Source organism: Cyanobacterium sp. Dongsha4 (assembly GCF_036345015.1).
Lineage (GTDB): Bacteria > Cyanobacteriota > Cyanobacteriia > Cyanobacteriales > Cyanobacteriaceae > PCC-10605.
This window is the reverse complement of record NZ_CP084098.1, coordinates 1,365,153-1,381,462: the sequence shown is the minus strand read 5'-3', so window position 1 is coordinate 1,381,462 and position 16,310 is coordinate 1,365,153. Positions and strand designations below refer to the sequence as shown.

Genomic DNA, 16,310 nt, shown 5'->3' with positions numbered 1-16,310 from the left:
GGTAGTTACCAATTAGTAATTAAGACAAGGCAATAGGTAATAATTAATTTCTCTGAATTCATACCTATTTAATTTCTACTTGTTTGATATTTTGTCCTAAAGTTTGTAACTCTTGCTTTATTTCTTCCTCGTTTCCTACCACCAAAGTCACAATTTTATCTGGGTGTAAATATTCTTGAGCAACCTTCAAAACATCATCGATTTGAGTATTTTTTACCCCTTGTTGATAGTCAAATATAAAGTTTTGGGGATAATCATAATATTCATAGGTCATCATTCGAGATAGAGTTTGACTAGGATTCTGAAATTTAAAGACAAAAGAGTTAAGTATAGAATCTTTGGCATAGTTTAATTCTGCTTCTGTAATGGGTTGAGTGCGTAATTTCTCGATTTCCTCTTTCATAGTTTTGATGAATTGAGTTGTTGTATCAGTTTTTGTTTGTCCTCCTGCTACAAATAAACCGGGGTAGTCATAAGCACCTTGCCAAACACCATAGACAGAATAAGCTAATCCTTGACGGGATCTGATTTCATTGTGTAGTCTGCCTCCAAAGCCATTTAAAACCCCATTCATGACGCTAAGGGTGGGATAATTAGGATCATTTAATTTACCTGCCAAATGACCAAGTAAAATATTACTTTGAGTTAGTTGTGGTTGATCAGCGATAAATATTCCTTTGCTATTTTCTTGTTTAGAAGTGATTGTGTCAAATGTTGGTTTTACTTGTGAATTTCCTTGCCAGTTACCAAAGTATTGGGCAATCTTTTCTTTTATTTGAGAAGAATCAAAGTCTCCGACTATACCCAAAATAATTCCCTCTGGGCGAACATATTTACTGTGAAAACTTTTAATGTCTGATTGTTGTATATTGTCTAGGGTATTGTATTCAATTGTTCTTGCATAGGGGTTGTTGTCTCCATAAACAAGTTTTTTGAATTCCCTACTGGCTATATCTCCGGGGTCATCATTACGACGTGCGATCGCACCTTTTGCTTGAGTTTTCAATACTTCTAGCTGTTGAGAGTCAAAAGCAGGAGATTGTATTACTTCGGCAAAAAGAGGGAAAATAGTATCTAAATCATAACTGAGAGAGGAAAAACTAACACTGCCCATCGTTTCATCAATGGAAGATTCGATCGCAGCCGCTTTCTGCTCTAAAATGGAATTTAACTCCTCTGGAGAATAATTAGCTGTACCACCTAAACGAATTAAACTCCCAGTTAATTCAGCTAAACCGACTTGAGAAGGGGGGTCAAGCCTTGAACCTGTGTGAATCACAGCACTACCACTAATTAAGGGTAAACGATGATCCTCTATCAGATAAATTACCATACCATTATCTAATTGATAACGTTCATATTCAGGTAATTTAATTTCCGCTAGAGGGGGAAATTGTAAATCTCGATAAGTAGAGGGGGTAACATCCGCAAAAGCAACATGATGGGTAGTAATGACAATAGCGATGCTTATAAAAGTGAATCCTAACCATTGCCATATTTTGCCTAATTTTTTGCTCATAATTTCTAATAATAAATAATAGCTTTTATTTAAACCAATAGCTAACACCTAAAAACCACTCATTATTAACTATTTTGGGGTTGATTAATTGTTACATAAAACATACCTGAGTTCAGGGTTTGGGGTTCGTAATTCGGAGTTAAAATAACTAAATATAAACGAAAACAGTAGATAAACTTATTATCTCTTGGGGCAAAACCTATCCCAAGAAAGCGCTATAAAAATTAGCTAAAATCCATAGACTAATGTTTTCCACATTCCCTTCCCCCCTAAAAAGGTGGGAAACAGGGGGGTTTCCCTTTTCCCTAACTTAGCCGAAAATTTTATATCGAACCTAGATGAAATATTGTTAAATTTTTCTGGGTATTTAATACTAAAAATATTATTACCATTGTCTATTCCCCATTTTCCATCTTAACCAGACAACTTAAATGCAAACTATCTTAAATAAGTATAACTGCGTAAATTTTCCTCATAGTTTTTAATCAATCTTTGAGAATTATCCAAGTCAATTTGATTTTTTGCTAAAGCATTTTCTGTTAAACAACGAAGTTTTTCCGTTAAATCCTCAGCAGAATATTCCACGTATTTTAACACCTCTGTTACAGTATCTCCTTTGACGACATATTTGATTTGATAAGCATCTTTTTTACATTCAATATGCACCACATTTATATCCCCAAAAAGATTATGCAAATTACCCATAATTTCTTGATAAGCTCCGACTAAAAACATTCCTACATAATAAGGTTTAAAATCATTACTTTCAGGAATTAAGCTATCAATATTTTCATCATTTTTATTCGTTTCTAAAGAGTGTAATTCTAAAGATTTCTTTACATCTAATAAATCAATAAACTTATCTATTTTACCATCACTATCACAGGTTAAATCTGCTAAAATTGCCTTTTTATTTGGTTTTTCATTGAGTCTATGAATAGGTAAAACAGGGAATAGTTGATCAATTGCCCAAGCATCAGGAGCAGATTGAAACACAGACAAATTGACGTAATAAGTAGAAATCATTAAGTCAGCTAAATCATTTAAGTCATCACTAACATAAGATTCTTTTTGAGTAATTTCATAAATTTTACGACAGCATCCCCAATAAATTTGTTCAGCTTTTGCCCTTTCTTTTAAGGTTAAATAGCCAAAGTTAAATAAACTGATAGCTTCATCCTTAAATTGCACCGCATCATGGTACATTTCTTGATAGTTTTTCTCATCAATATTTTCGTAAGTTTCCCATAGATTCCTGATCACTAGATGCTCTTTTTCTTCTCCAATAATCGGTAATTCTTGGGGTGGATTATTACTATTTACCACGTTAAATATTAACACAGAATGATGAGATGCGATCGCTCTTCCACTTTCACTCACAAGAATTGGATGGGGAATATTTTTTTCATCACAGGCATCTTTTACCGCCGCCACAATATCATTGGCATAGTTTTGCATATTGTAGTTTTTAGAGGCATAAAAATTGGTTTTTGAACCATCATAATCCACCGCTAAACCACCACCAACATCAAGATATTTCATACCTGCCCCCATCGTTACCAACTGCACATAAATTTGACTAGCTTCTCTAATAGCATCTTTGATAACAGCAATGGAAGAAATTTGTGAACCAATATGAAAATGTAACAGTTTTAAACACTCTAATTGATCAGTTTTTTCTAGTCTATTCACCACTGCAACAATTTCGGGAATAGTTAAACCAAATTTGGCTTTTTCTCCCGTAGAATCTCCCCAATGCCCAGAGCCTTTTGTTTGTAATTTTGCCCTTACTCCTAATTGAGGTTTTAAGTTAAATTTTTTGCTTAATTCTAGGATGATATAAAGCTCATTTATTTGCTCAATTACTATAATTAAATTATGTCCTATTTGTTGAGCTAGAAGAGCAGTTTCTAAATAATCTTCATCTTTATAACCATTACAAATAAGTAAAGTTTCTCCCGTTTCATCTACTTCTAAAGTTGTCAAAGCAATCATTAACTCTGGTTTTGAACCCACTTCTAAGCCAAAATGATAAGGTTTTCCATACTCCACCAAAGCCTCTACCAATTGACGATGTTGGTTACATTTAATTGGGTAAACTCCTCGATAAACATTGTTATAATCATAACGTGCGATCGCATCTTCAATACAAGAATGTAAGCGTTGTAAACGATCAGCTAAAATATCAGAAAAACGAATTAATAAAGGTAACTGAATATCTCTTTTTTGTAAATTTTTAACTAATTCAAATAAATCAATTTTATAATCATTACCTTGAGGAGAAACGGTAATGTTTCCTAACTCGTTTATGGCAAAATAGGGATGTCCCCAACCTTCAATTTGATATAAATTATTACTATCTTCAATAGTCCATAAATCACCCATTTTATTCTTACCCAGTAGTCTCCAATGTATAAAGTAAAAATTATTACCGCATCTAATTGTAACGAGAAAAGAACATCATTAGGAAATGAAATATTGACTTTTTCAGCTTAACTTAGCTAATTATTATATTAGAATTAGTTAGCGCGATCGAAATAGAAGAATATGTTAACTTTACCTCGCAAGAAATTTGCTATTGAAGAATATCATCAAATAATAGCTTCAGGAGTATTGAAAGAAGACTATTTAATTGAGTTAATTAATGGGGAAATTTTTGAAATGTCACCAGTGGGATTTAGACACGCATCTTGTGTCAATAGATTAAATCAATTGCTAAGTTTAAAATTGGGAAATAAGACCATTATTAGCGTTCAAAATCCGATTAAACTTAATAATAATTCAGAGCCACAACCTGATATTGTTTTATTAAAACCTCGTAATGATTTTTATGGGAATCAGCATCCTACCGTTGAGGATATTTTCTTACTTATTGAAGTTGCTGATAGTAGTATTGAGTACGATCCCGAAGGGATCTGCTACGCAGCACGCAGTTTTAAAATACCCATTTATGCAGAAAATAAAGTACAAGAAGTATGGTTAGTTGATCTCAATCAAAACTTATTAGAAGTATATCAAAATCCGAAGAAAAAGTATTATCAAAATATAAAAAAACTCTCTTCTGAAGATGTTGTTACTCTAAGTCAACCAGAAACTATTACCATAAGACTCGATCGCATTTTATTTTAGTTTATAGTAATTTGCATAAAAATTATAGCCTTTATAAAATTAAGTCATTATTGATTATTGATTGTTAACTGAATCATCCCTTGTAAATGTTGTAAAATAGACTCCTTCCGTTGTTGCTTCGTTGAAGGAGAAACGCTAGATTTCCAAAATAATAACTCTGTATTTATTAACTTCCCATAACGATGAGTTTCCCTTTGCCAAGATTGCCATTGAGAGAAAACAGAAATATCTATATTATTCTCCTCAAAAGTCATTATCTCTGTTTGTAAATAATTTTGAATTTTTTGCCATTGAGAAAATATTTGATCTATATCATCAGAATTACTCGTAAAAATCTGCTGGAATTCTACCAATAAATTTAACCAGTCAGATAATAAGGAAAAATGTGATTTAGGTAACATTTATACAAAATTGAGTTAAAATTAAAAAATCTAATTACAATTAATATCAACTCTGAAAAAAAGTTTAAACAATCTTTAGTAGAAACAAGATAAATCAGGATAAATTAATTCTCCCCCCAATTATCAGGATTAATGAAAATACTAGGGAGAGATGTCCTAATACTTATCACTAAAGACTTAGTAACTAATTCAGATGAGAGTAAAAACATCAAAGAAAGTGAAAATATAGGCTTCTTTGATATATCTATAATTTGCTTGAGAGAGAGTGATTTATTTAAGCATTTATAGAACAAAAATAGTTAATTATACCTAGACTTTATCCAATCTTTATTTTACCCCAAATTATCTTAATTATGAGTCCTATTACACTAATACCAGAATCCACAGACAACAAAACTTATCAAGTCTATATTCCCAATTGGTTAAATAACTGCTTAATTGGTGATCAACACGATGAAAATAATAACCTAATATGTCGAGCTTTTCAATTCGCCTATTCCTTACATGAAGGGCAAATGCGTAAATCTGGAGAGCCTTATATTGCCCACCCCATAGCTGTTGCCGAGTTATTAAGAGACTTAGGAGGAGATAGCGAAATGATTGCGGCGGGATTCTTACACGATGTGGTAGAAGATACTCCTACGACTCCCGAAGACATCGAGGTAATGTTTGGAAAAAATGTCCGTCAATTAGTAGAAGCAGTTACCAAGTTATCTAAATTTAACTTCTCTAGCAAAACTGAAAGACAAGCCGAAAATTTCCGCCGAATGTTTATCGCTATGGCTCAGGATATACGGGTGATTGTGGTAAAATTGGCTGATAGACTTCATAATATGCGCACCCTTGATTTTTTACCTCCTGAAAAACAACGCCTCATCGCCGAAGAAACCAAAGAAATTTTTGCACCCTTAGCCAATCGCTTAGGTATTTGGCATTTTAAATGGGAATTAGAAGATTTATCTTTCAAATATATTCATCCTGAAGCCTATAACAAAATAAAAAACTTAATTGCCGAAAGACGCACTGATAGAGAGGCAAGAATTGAAAACGTTATCGATACTATTAACCAACGTTTAGAAAACTTAGGTATTCATCCTGTAGAAGTGAAAGGAAGACCAAAGCATCTTTATGGAATATATCATAAGATGATGCGTCAAAAAAAGGAATTTGAACAAATTTACGACATCGCCGCCGTGCGTATAATTGTTAATACCAATGATGAATGTTATCGTGCCTTAGCAGTGGTGCATGATGCTTTTCGCCCTATCCCGGGTAGATTTAAAGACTATATCGGTTTACCGAAGCCCAACTTATACCAATCTTTACATACCACAGTGGTTAATAGTAATGGGCGCCCCTTAGAAATTCAAATTCGCACTCTTGAGATGCACTATGTAGCTGAATACGGGATTGCCGCCCACTGGAAATATAAGGAAACAGGGCATTCTAATCATAGTCATCTTTCTAGTGATGATGAAAAATTCACTTGGTTAAGACAATTACTAGATTGGCAAAAAGATTTAAAAGATGCTCAAGAATATGTTGATAATCTCAAAGAAAATTTATTCGATGATGACGTTTATGCTTTCACTCCTAACGGGGATGTCATTGCTTTAGCCAGAGGTGCAACTGCAGTAGATTTTGCTTATCGCATCCATAGTGAAGTAGGCAATCATATGAAAGGTGCAAGAATTAACGATAAATGGTCTCCTTTAGATCAACCCCTACAAAATGGTGATATAGTAGAGATTATTACGGCAAATAATAGCCACCCTAGTCTTGATTGGTTAAATTTTGTTGTTACTCCCAGTGCTAAGAATCGTATTCGTCAGTGGTACAAGCGATCGCACCGTGATGAGAATATAGCCAGAGGAAGAGAGTTATTAGAGAAAGAATTGGGTAAAAATGGTTTAGAATCTTTGCTGAAATCTGACACCATGCAGAAAGTAGCTCAAAAATGCAATTTTCAAAAAGTAGATGACTTATTAGCGGCTTTAGGCTATGGAGAGTTAACCTGCACCCAAATTATTAATCGTCTGCGAGAGGAAAATAAACAACAAACCACGGAAAAACCTCAAACCTTAGCAGAAGAAAGCAGTGCAACCCTTACTAACACACCTCAACAAAAAACTAATTATCGAGAAATTGATGGCAATAAATATCCCATTGCGGGGATAGAGGGTTTGATGTATCACATTGCCGGATGTTGTAAACCCTTACCGGGAGAAAATATTATTGGGGTTGTGACGAATACTCGTGGTATCTCCATTCATCATCATGACTGCCCTAATGTTCATAATATCCCCGGAGAAAGATTAATTCCAGTGGGTTGGAATCCTCGCAAAACCAATCAACGGAATTCTACTTATCCTATTGATATAGTCATTGAAACTATTGACAGAGTTGGTATTTTACGAGATATTTTAGGACGTTTAAGTGATCAAAATATTAATGTTAGTAATGCAGGAGTAAAAACTTATGTGGGTAAACCTGCCTTAATTTCTTTAACTATTGATGTGCAGGATTATCATCAGTATGAATGTGTGATAGGTAAAATTAAAGATATGAGCGATGTTTTAAATATTCGTCGTGTTAGTGAAATTGGCTAGTTTTAACAATAGGAGTGACAATCCCTACTTTTAGTGTGGCGAAGTAGGGAAAAATTAAATCAAACTTGACACTTGAAACTAGACTAATGCTTTTTGCAGATAAGGTTTAGGATCATTGATAACTCATGATATATTGATAATCTCAACATTTTTAACTACTTCTTAATCCTAAAAGCTCTAAAACGCTATATTCTTTTACTGGCAATAGTTTGATTGTTTTTGTATTTCTACTTTGAATCACTCCTGCCCGTAGTGGTGGTATCTTTAGATGTCAGAAATCAATATAGTTCAACCGTTTTAGTTGTGCCTTTTTCTTCTTTTATCGAAGGAATTGAAAATAATCCTTGTCGAGTTTTAGTTAAAAAAGGTGAAGGGGGTTTAATGGTTGATTCTGTAGCAATGGCGGATTTAATTACTAATATAAAAAAGAATTATCTTGAATGCAGTGTTTATGGTGTAATTAGTCAATCTTATTTAACCAAAATTCAAAGGGCAATTTCTTTGAGTGTGGGTGTTTTTTTATAAAGCAAAATCAGCTTTTATACAGTAGTTATGATAAATCTATTTTAATATTTGTTGTGATTCTCTAAATAAATTGAAAAAAACAAACTAAACTAACTTAATGATCACAAAAATGACTAATTTTTTAGCAACTTTTAATCAAATTGTCGATAACTCTTCCTCTAATCCTAACGTAAAAGATGTCTATGAGGCTTTAATTTCTGCAGAAAAATACGCTAGTCAAAATAAGATTAAATATGATTTTTCCCAATTATTAGGTAGTTGGCAATTATGTTTTATTACTGGGACAAAAAAAAGTCAGAAACAAAGGGGAAATTTCTTAAAAAATGGCTTTTATCTACCTGCGATCGCATCTATTATAATTAACTATTCTATTCCTGAAAATCTCCAAGAAAATGAGAATCAAGGAATAATTGAAAATATAGTTAAATTCGGCTTAGTACAGTTTAATGTTAGTGGTGTTTGTAAATTTATTAATAATAAAAATATCTTAGCATTTGATTTTTTATACTTAAAAGTGTTTGTTTTGGGAGCAAAAGTATATGAAACAGAAATTAGAGGTGGTAAAGAAAATGAAATTACTTTTTGGGATGCTTCTTTAAAAGACTTAGCTTTTTTTAGTTATTTCCTAGTGAATGAAAAGTTTATCTGTGCCAGAGGTAAAGGTGGAGGATTAGCTTTTTGGAAGAAAAAATAAGGCTATTTTTACGCTCATCTTGATAAATAATGTTGTCCTTTATCCACTCTAATCAACAATTTTATATCGAACTCAGGTAAATAATAAATAAAGTTACAAAAGTTTGATTTTATTCCCCTTCAGATTTTGAGCATTCTAGTTGCGTTTATAATGGTTTTAGTTGCCTCTCATTAAGTCTTTAATTATGAAAAAACTATTACTTACCTGTGCTTTTATTGTCGGTGTTAGCCTTGCTTTACTTAATTTTCAGGGTTTAGCAGTTAAGGGTAAATTTGATTCTATTATTATTAATTTCCGTCAAGATATTCCTCAAACAGAGTTAGAATACAACCTGAGTGCGATCGCATCTCAACTGAAACAAGTGCCGATTTTAAATAGTATTTTTTCTGAAGAAGAAAGAATTTACATTGTAGAGGGAGATAAGAAAACCATCAAAAAAATCAGAAAATCTCCTTTCAAAAGTGACATTGAATATGTAGAGCCTAATTACATTTATCATAGTTTAGAAGTTCCCAACGATCCTGCCTATTCTCAACAGTGGAATTTACGCAGTATCAACATCGAACAAGCATGGGAAGATAGTAAAGGAGAAGGTGTCACCGTTGCAGTAATTGACACAGGAGTAAGTAAAGTACCCGATTTAGAAAATACCGAGTTTGTAGAAGGATATAATTTTGTTGATAATACTATTAATGCTGACGATGATGTAGGTCACGGAACACACGTTGCAGGTACGATCGCACAATCTACTAATAATAACTATGGTGTGGCAGGTATTGCCTACCAAGCAAAAATTATGCCCTTAAAAGTGTTAGGGGAGCATGGTGGTAGTATTGCAGACATAGCCGAAGCCATTAAATTTGCCGCCGATAAAGGGGCTGATGTAATTAATATGAGTTTAGGAGGAGGAGGAGACAGTCAATTAATGCAGTCTGCCATCAAATATGCCCATGATAAAGGAGTTGTCATCGTGGCGGCGGCGGGGAATGAAAATCGTAACTCTGCGGTATTTCCTGCTCGTTATCCTCAAGTTATTAGTGTAGCGGCCATCGATTCTGCGGGGCTTAAAGCACCCTATTCTAACTTTGGAGCAGGAGTAGATATATCAGCTCCCGGAGGTAGTGAAACAGGCAAAATTTTGCAAGAAACCATCAATCCAGAGAATAAACAACCCGAATTTATCGGTTATCAGGGAACAAGTATGGCCGCCCCCCATGTAGCAGGAGTAGCCGCATTAGTAAAAGCTACAGGGATGGAAAACCCTGATGAAGTAAGAGAAGTTTTGATTCAATCGGCTCGTAGAGTAGAAAAAGACCCCTTAAATCATTATGGTGCAGGGCAATTAGACGCAACCCAAGCGGTGAGAATGGCACTTAAAGGAAAAATTACCCCGAAAGACTTTTTACGCTGGTTAAAAGAAAATGGCTATCTTAACCCTGTTTTTTGGATTAATGGTGGCACTATTACCCTTTTACCGAAATTAGCAATGGTTCTTGGTTCATACTTACTAGCATGGTTTTTACGTAATTATCTTGTTTTTAACCTCAGTTTAAGTGCAGGATTAGTCACTGGCAGTAGTGGTTTATTCTTCCTACAGGGATTATATTTATTTGATTTACCTCAATGGCCTTTCCGTTTAATGGGTAGTTCTGTGCCAGAATTAGGTAATGTGGTTATGGGTACATCTAGTTTAAATCCTTTATTTGCTAGTGTTTTAATCCCTTTTATTCTGGTGGTTTTATTTCTCCAACATCCTCAACTTAAATGGGGTGCGATCGGATGTAGTTTAGGAGTGGCATCTTGTCTTGGGATTAGTGCTTTTATAAATCCTTTTGTGTGGGGTTTTGGTTATGGGTTAATGTCTCAAGTATTTCTCTTAATCAATGCCTTACTTTGTGTTGGGTTAGCTTATTTAGCTAGTAAAAGTGCCTCTTTCAGTTAATCTAATCTCATTTCGGTTTAAGAATATCGAATCAGGATAGGTGTCAGGTGGTAGGAGGGGTTGAACAATGTTCAACCCTGATGGTATCAAGTTGAGCGGAGTAATGAGTAAAAGTTAGAAGTTAGGGTGGTGGTAGTTGACAGAAAAACTACTTTTTTGCCTTAGCTCTTAACTCCAAACCCAGATTATTTAATGAATAACATTTCTTGATAGGTTGGTAAAGGCCATAATTCGTCAGCAATTTCCGCTTCCAACGCATCAGTATATTGACGAATTTCATCCATTAAAACTCGAACAGTTTTAGCAAAATACTGTAACTTAGCCTCGGTACTTTCAAAATCATGAACAGAAATGGCATCTTGTAATTTTTGTACCTGAACCATCATTTCATTAGTTAAGGTTGAAACTTGTTTTACAATAGTTAAATCTCCTTCTAAACCTACATCTTTCAAACTAGAAAGGGTATTCATAAGCTGAGATAAATATTTCATTGCCGTAGGATAAACAATGGTTTTTGCCATATTCACCACTAATTTAGCTTCTACCTCTAAAGATAATAGATATTGTTCTGAATAAACTTCAAAACGGCTTTCTAACTCTTTCGGAGAAAGGACTCCCATGCGATCGAACAATTCTTCGATATGTTTTTGTTTGAGAACAGGTAAAGCATCGGCGGTGGTAGGTAGATTTGCTAATCCTCTTTCTTCTACTGCCATTTTATGCCATTCTTCTGAGTAGCCATTGCCTCCGAAAATTACATTGCCATGTTTTTCCATTATTTCCTTGAGGATTTTCTGAATCGCCGTATTTAACTCAGTACCCTGTTTTAATTCTTCCTCTAGTTTGTCTGCAATCCAATTCAAAGAATCTGCCAAAATGGTATTCATTGCCACTAAAGGACCTGCAACGGATTGATTTGAACCCACTGCTCGAAACTCGAAACGATTACCAGTAAAAGCGAAGGGGGAAGTTCTATTTCTGTCTCCGGGGTCTTTCGGAATTTCAGGTAAAGTATCCACTCCGATATTCATTACCTGTGCTAATTGAGAGCCTGTTATTTCACCTTTGCGAATCTGCTCAAATACATCCTCTAATTGAGTTCCTAAATAAATAGAGATAATAGCTGGAGGTGCTTCGTTTGCTCCTAAGCGATGGTCATTACTGGCGGTTGCTACCACTGCTCTTAAGAGAGTTCCGTATTTATGAACACCTCGAATTACTGCTCCACAGAAGACCAAAAATTGAGCATTGGCATGGGGAGTATCTCCGGGGTCTAATAAATTACCTTGAGTACGATTTCCTACAGACCAGTTAACGTGTTTTCCAGAGCCATTAATTCCTGCAAAGGGTTTTTCGTGGAGTAAACAGGTAAAGCCATGTTTTTTCGCCATTTGTCTTAAAATGGTCATAGTTAGCTGTTGATGATCTGTGGCAACGTTGGCGGATTCAAAAAAGGGTGCTATTTCAAATTGTCCGGGGGCAACTTCATTATGACGGGTTTTAGCGGGAATACCTAGGCGATATAAGCACTCTTCCACATCCTGCATGAAAATTTGTACTCGTTCGGGAATTGCACCAAAATAGTGATCATCAAATTCTTGACCTTTAGCCGGGGGTTTTCCTAATAAGGTTCTTCCTGCAAGAAGTAAGTCGGGACGATAATGGGCAAAATGAGAGTCCACAAGGAAGTATTCTTGTTCTGCTCCACAACTAGAACTCACAGGGGCTATGTCTGTATGTCCTAACAATTCTAATACTCTACGAGCAGATTTATTAACGGCAGAGTTCGATCGCAGTAGAGGGGTTTTTTTATCGAGAGCTTCTCCTGTCCAAGAAACAAATACAGTAGGAATACACAAGGTGACACCGTTGTCAGTTTCCATGACATAAGCAGGGCTAGTAACATCCCAAGCAGTATAACCTCTAGCCTCAAAAGTGGAACGAATACCACCATTAGGGAAAGATGAGCCGTCGGGTTCGCCTTTTACTAAAACTTTACCCGAAAATTCAGATATTACCGAACCATCTCCCTGCACTGAAACGAAACTATCGTGTTTTTCTGCCGTAGAATTGGTTAAAGGATAAAACACGTGGGCATAATAGAGAGCATTCTTAGAAATTGCCCAATCTCTCATAGCTGTAGCGACTACATCTGCAATGGATACATCCAGAGGTTCACCAGTTTGAATGGTTTTTTTCAAAGATTTAAACACACTTTTGGGCAAAGATTCTTGCATTTTCGCTAAGGTGAAAACATCTGTAGCCCACATTTCTTCTAGTTTTTTAGGAGTCTTGAAGGGCTTAACTTTGCGATTAGTGATTTCGTAAATGGCTTGAACCCGTGATTTATTTCCGCTCATAACATCATAGATTTTGATTAAGATATTGTTAACAATATCAGACTTTTACTAACCTTTAGAAGATACTTTGGCTACAAAATTGGGAAAATTAATAATTTATTTAGATAACGATTCCCGATTTTCATTTACCTAACTTTTTCTGTTGTCCATTAATTTTTGAGAAATCATTTAGGATTGTTATATTAATACATAAATTTTTTAATTAGCTTTATGGAAAAAAACGACATTGGTTTAAATATTCTCGCTATCGGTATTTTTTCTATTACTTTATTAGTGTTAGTTGGTCCTTTATTAAGTATTTCTCCTTTTATTCCTGCTACAATCACTTTTGTTTTACTGAGTTTAGTCACTGTGGATACTTTAGCGTGGGGAAATCAGGGAACTAATTTATTTTTAAATTTATTTCTTTCGGAAGAGCAAAAACAACGGATTATTCATCACGAAGCGGGACATTTTTTAACAGCTTATTTATACGAAATTCCTATTACTGGTTATACTTTAACTCCTTGGGAAAATATGAAAATTAATAATTTAGGTTCAGGAGGGGTAATGTTTGATACCCGCTTTTTAGAAGAAAAAGGGCAAGATTTAAGGGAATTAAATTTGTTAACAGAACGTTTTGCTATTGTTTTAATGGCAGGAATTGCCGCCGAAAAATTAGTATATAAAAATAGTGAAGGAGGAGAAGAAGACAATCAAAAATTATCGGAAATTTATAAAAGTTTAGGAATAAATTATAGTCAAATAAAAATTAAACAAAGATTAGCTATTTTACAAGCAGAAACTTTAATTGAAAAATATAAAGATGCTTATTTTGCTCTGGTAGAAGCTATGGGAAAAAGATTATCTGTTACCGAGTGTCAAGCAATAATTGAAGAAGTAAAATCCTCCCAATTAAATGAACTTACCCCTCAAAATTAGTATCATTATCCCTGTTATTAATGAAGAAAAGATGTTACTAAAAACTATTCCTATTCTCAAGCAGTATCCTCATGTGGAAATTTTGTTTGTGGATGGGGGTAGTCAAGATAATACTATTAACTTAATTTATCAAGCCGGTTTTAAATGTCTTTCTTCTCCTATCTTGAATCGTAGTTATCAAATGAATTTGGGAGCAAAATCTGCCCAAGGAGATATACTTTTATTTTTACATGGTGATACTATTCTTCCTCATAATTTTCCTCAAATAATTATTAATATTGTTAATAAAAATAACTTCATTGTAGGAGCTTTTTTACTAAAAATAGATAGTGATAAAATCATTTTCCGATTATTAGAAACAATGATTAAAATGCGATCGCATCTTTTTTCTTTACCCTATGGAGATCAAGGAATATTTATCAAGAAAAAAATATTTGAAGAAATAGGAGGCTTTAAAAATTTAGCAATCATGGAAGATTTTGATTTAATAAAAAGGTTGAATAAAAAAGGAAAAATTTATATTAGTTCCGAAGCAGTAATTACTTCTGCAAGACGTTGGGAAAAATTAGGAATAGTTAAAACCACATTAATAAATCAATTAATTATTATTGGTTATTATATGGGAATAAATACAGAAAAACTAGCTAGGTTTTATCGGCAAATAAAAAGTAATTAGGGGTTCAAAGCTAAGAGTTAAGAGTTATTAGTTATTAGTTATTAGTTATTTACTAATTGGCTTTTTTCTTAACAACATCAGAAAATCTTATAAAATTTTTATTGTTACTCATTCTAAAAATAAAAATTAAGGTTTTGACAAGATTAGGATATTACTTTAGGATAAAAAGGAATTATTGAGAGAACAAATTTTAAGTCATGTCTTTTCAATTTTCTTTTAGAATTAATAGTTTATTAAGTTTTTTAAAGAAACAATTTAGATATATTTCAATTTTATTAATAATTTTATTTTTTGTGTTAGTAAATGTTGTTTACAGTACAGAAAAAACAACTATAACTTTGATGATACAAGCCCTAGAAGCGGCACAATGGCAAAACTTAGTGGAAAAATTTGAAAGGGAAAATCCTGATATTGATTTAGAAATTATTTCCGCACCCAATGCCACTAATTTAGTAGAAGATTTATATACCTCTGCTTTTTTATTGGGGGATTCACCCTATGATTTAGTTTATTTAGATATAGTTTGGGTTCAAAAATTTGCGGCGGCTAATTGGTTACAACCCCTGAATAACTTTATCAGTGAAAATGAATTAAAACAGTTTTTAAAGGGAGATGTAGAGGGGGGAAAATATCAAGATTCTCTTTATCGAATTCCTTTTCGCTCCGATGGTGGTATGCTTTATTATCGTACGGATTTGTTAGAAAAAAATGGTTATAATCCCCCTCAAACTTTTACCGAATTAATCAATATTTCTCAAGATTTACAGGCAAAAGGGGAAGCAAAATGGGGTTATGTATGGCAAGGAAGACAATATGAGGGACTTTCTGCCATGTTTGTGGAAGTTTTACAGGGTTTTGGTGGTTATTGGATTAATCCAGACACCTTAGAAGTGGGTTTAGATTCACCAGAAGCGATCGCATCTGTGCAGTTTTTATTAGATACTATTAAAAAAGGAATTTCTCCCTCTGGTGTCACAACCTATGCAGAAGAAGAAACCCGTCGCATTTTTGAAAATGGACAAACCGTATTTTTACGAAACTGGCCTTATGTGGCAGGATTAGCCAGTAAATCAGAAATAGCGGGGAAATTCTCCCTTAAACCAATGGTACACCAAACCCAACATCAAAGCGGAGCTTGTCAAGGAGGATGGGGATTAGGAATGTCAAAAAACACGAAACATCCAGAAGAAGCATGGCGAGTTATTGAATTTATTACTAGCGAAGACTCACAAAGGGATTTTATCTTAGAAACGGGCTATGTGCCTAGCCGAAAATCTCTTTTTAATGATCCTCAAATAGTTGAAAAATATCCTTATTACCCTCAACTATTAACAGTAGTAGAAAATTCCGTATTGCGTCCACCTATTGCTCAATATGCCCAAGCGTCAGACATTCTACAAAGATATTTAAGTGCGGCACTAACTCAAACTATGACTCCTGAAAGTGCCATGAAAAAAGCCGCCACCGAAACCCGACAATTGTTGAATTAAGAGAAGTGTCTCTCTTGCTTGTCGTCATGTAAATTATTGGTGCT

Annotated in this window: 12 protein-coding genes; 8 read left to right on the top strand and 4 right to left on the bottom strand. The window is 34.1% G+C overall.

Annotated elements, in window-relative coordinates; translation table 11 throughout:
* Positions 1–64: 64 nt before the first annotated feature.
* Positions 65–1,519 (bottom strand): pitrilysin family protein, encoded by a 1,455-nt coding sequence (locus tag Dongsha4_RS05805; protein WP_330204775.1) that lies wholly within the window; start codon positions 1,517–1,519, stop codon positions 65–67.
* A gap of 438 nt (positions 1,520–1,957) precedes the next feature.
* On the bottom strand, positions 1,958–3,904 hold the full coding sequence (gene speA / locus Dongsha4_RS05800) for a biosynthetic arginine decarboxylase (RefSeq protein WP_330204774.1): 1,947 nt from the start codon (positions 3,902–3,904) through the stop codon (positions 1,958–1,960).
* 162 nt (positions 3,905–4,066) lie between these two features.
* Here speA and Dongsha4_RS05795 point away from each other — a divergent pair, with 162 nt between their 5' ends.
* Positions 4,067–4,648: a Uma2 family endonuclease gene (locus Dongsha4_RS05795; RefSeq protein ID WP_330204773.1), complete on the top strand. Its 582-nt coding sequence runs from the start codon at positions 4,067–4,069 to the stop codon at positions 4,646–4,648.
* 47 nt (positions 4,649–4,695) lie between these two features.
* Here Dongsha4_RS05795 and patD read toward each other — a convergent pair whose 3' ends face one another.
* A complete protein-coding gene (gene patD, locus Dongsha4_RS05790) occupies positions 4,696–5,049 on the bottom strand; it encodes a heterocyst frequency control protein PatD (RefSeq protein WP_330204772.1) in 354 nt (117 codons plus the stop codon).
* A gap of 353 nt (positions 5,050–5,402) precedes the next feature.
* Between patD and Dongsha4_RS05785 the strand changes: the two genes are divergently transcribed.
* The 4 genes from Dongsha4_RS05785 to Dongsha4_RS05770 all read left to right on the top strand — a co-directional run bounded on the left by Dongsha4_RS05785 (position 5,403) and on the right by Dongsha4_RS05770 (position 10,819).
* On the top strand, positions 5,403–7,658 hold the full coding sequence (locus Dongsha4_RS05785) for a bifunctional (p)ppGpp synthetase/guanosine-3',5'-bis(diphosphate) 3'-pyrophosphohydrolase (RefSeq protein WP_330204771.1): 2,256 nt from the start codon (positions 5,403–5,405) through the stop codon (positions 7,656–7,658).
* Between the two features lie 252 nt (positions 7,659–7,910).
* Positions 7,911–8,183 (top strand): type II toxin-antitoxin system PemK/MazF family toxin, encoded by a 273-nt coding sequence (locus tag Dongsha4_RS05780; RefSeq protein ID WP_330204770.1) that lies wholly within the window; start codon positions 7,911–7,913, stop codon positions 8,181–8,183.
* Between the two features lie 109 nt (positions 8,184–8,292).
* Entirely contained in the window at positions 8,293–8,877 is a 585-nt protein-coding gene (locus Dongsha4_RS05775) for a hypothetical protein (RefSeq protein WP_330204769.1), read from the top strand.
* A gap of 184 nt (positions 8,878–9,061) precedes the next feature.
* A complete protein-coding gene (locus Dongsha4_RS05770; RefSeq protein ID WP_330204768.1) occupies positions 9,062–10,819 on the top strand; it encodes a S8 family peptidase in 1,758 nt (585 codons plus the stop codon).
* Positions 10,820–11,004: 185 nt separating this feature from the next.
* On the opposite strand, the gene Dongsha4_RS05765 is transcribed toward Dongsha4_RS05770, so the two are convergent.
* On the bottom strand, positions 11,005–13,179 hold the full coding sequence (locus Dongsha4_RS05765; protein WP_330204767.1) for a glutamine synthetase III: 2,175 nt from the start codon (positions 13,177–13,179) through the stop codon (positions 11,005–11,007).
* 210 nt (positions 13,180–13,389) lie between these two features.
* Here Dongsha4_RS05765 and Dongsha4_RS05760 point away from each other — a divergent pair, with 210 nt between their 5' ends.
* The 3 genes from Dongsha4_RS05760 (at position 13,390) to Dongsha4_RS05750 (ending at position 16,266) form a co-directional block, all read left to right on the top strand.
* Complete coding sequence (locus tag Dongsha4_RS05760) at positions 13,390–14,100, top strand: ATP-dependent Zn protease (RefSeq protein ID WP_330204766.1); 711 nt, start codon at positions 13,390–13,392, stop codon at positions 14,098–14,100.
* Positions 14,078–14,776 carry a TIGR04283 family arsenosugar biosynthesis glycosyltransferase gene (locus Dongsha4_RS05755; RefSeq protein WP_330204765.1) on the top strand — a complete coding sequence of 233 codons (699 nt, stop codon included), beginning with the start codon at positions 14,078–14,080 and terminating at the stop codon, positions 14,774–14,776. Before Dongsha4_RS05760 ends, Dongsha4_RS05755 begins: the two co-directional genes overlap by 23 nt.
* A 197-nt stretch (positions 14,777–14,973) precedes the next feature.
* Positions 14,974–16,266 (top strand): ABC transporter substrate-binding protein, encoded by a 1,293-nt coding sequence (locus Dongsha4_RS05750; RefSeq protein ID WP_330204764.1) that lies wholly within the window; start codon positions 14,974–14,976, stop codon positions 16,264–16,266.
* The last annotated feature ends 44 nt before the right edge of the window (positions 16,267–16,310 follow it).

Bases quoted from the DNA above. Each gene is read 5' to 3' on its own strand.
- Dongsha4_RS05805 (WP_330204775.1), bottom strand. From the start codon at position 1,519: ATGAGCAAAAAATTAGGCAAAATATGGCAATGGTTAGGATTCACTTTT.
- speA (WP_330204774.1), bottom strand. From the start codon at position 3,904: ATGGGTGATTTATGGACTATTGAAGATAGTAATAATTTATATCAAATT.
- Dongsha4_RS05795 (WP_330204773.1), top strand. From the start codon at position 4,067: ATGTTAACTTTACCTCGCAAGAAATTTGCTATTGAAGAATATCATCAA.
- patD (WP_330204772.1), bottom strand. From the start codon at position 5,049: ATGTTACCTAAATCACATTTTTCCTTATTATCTGACTGGTTAAATTTA.
- Dongsha4_RS05785 (WP_330204771.1), top strand. From the start codon at position 5,403: ATGAGTCCTATTACACTAATACCAGAATCCACAGACAACAAAACTTAT.
- Dongsha4_RS05775 (WP_330204769.1), top strand. From the start codon at position 8,293: ATGACTAATTTTTTAGCAACTTTTAATCAAATTGTCGATAACTCTTCC.
- Dongsha4_RS05770 (WP_330204768.1), top strand. From the start codon at position 9,062: ATGAAAAAACTATTACTTACCTGTGCTTTTATTGTCGGTGTTAGCCTT.
- Dongsha4_RS05765 (WP_330204767.1), bottom strand. From the start codon at position 13,179: ATGAGCGGAAATAAATCACGGGTTCAAGCCATTTACGAAATCACTAAT.
- Dongsha4_RS05760 (WP_330204766.1), top strand. From the start codon at position 13,390: ATGGAAAAAAACGACATTGGTTTAAATATTCTCGCTATCGGTATTTTT.
- Dongsha4_RS05755 (WP_330204765.1), top strand. From the start codon at position 14,078: ATGAACTTACCCCTCAAAATTAGTATCATTATCCCTGTTATTAATGAA.
- Dongsha4_RS05750 (WP_330204764.1), top strand. From the start codon at position 14,974: ATGTCTTTTCAATTTTCTTTTAGAATTAATAGTTTATTAAGTTTTTTA.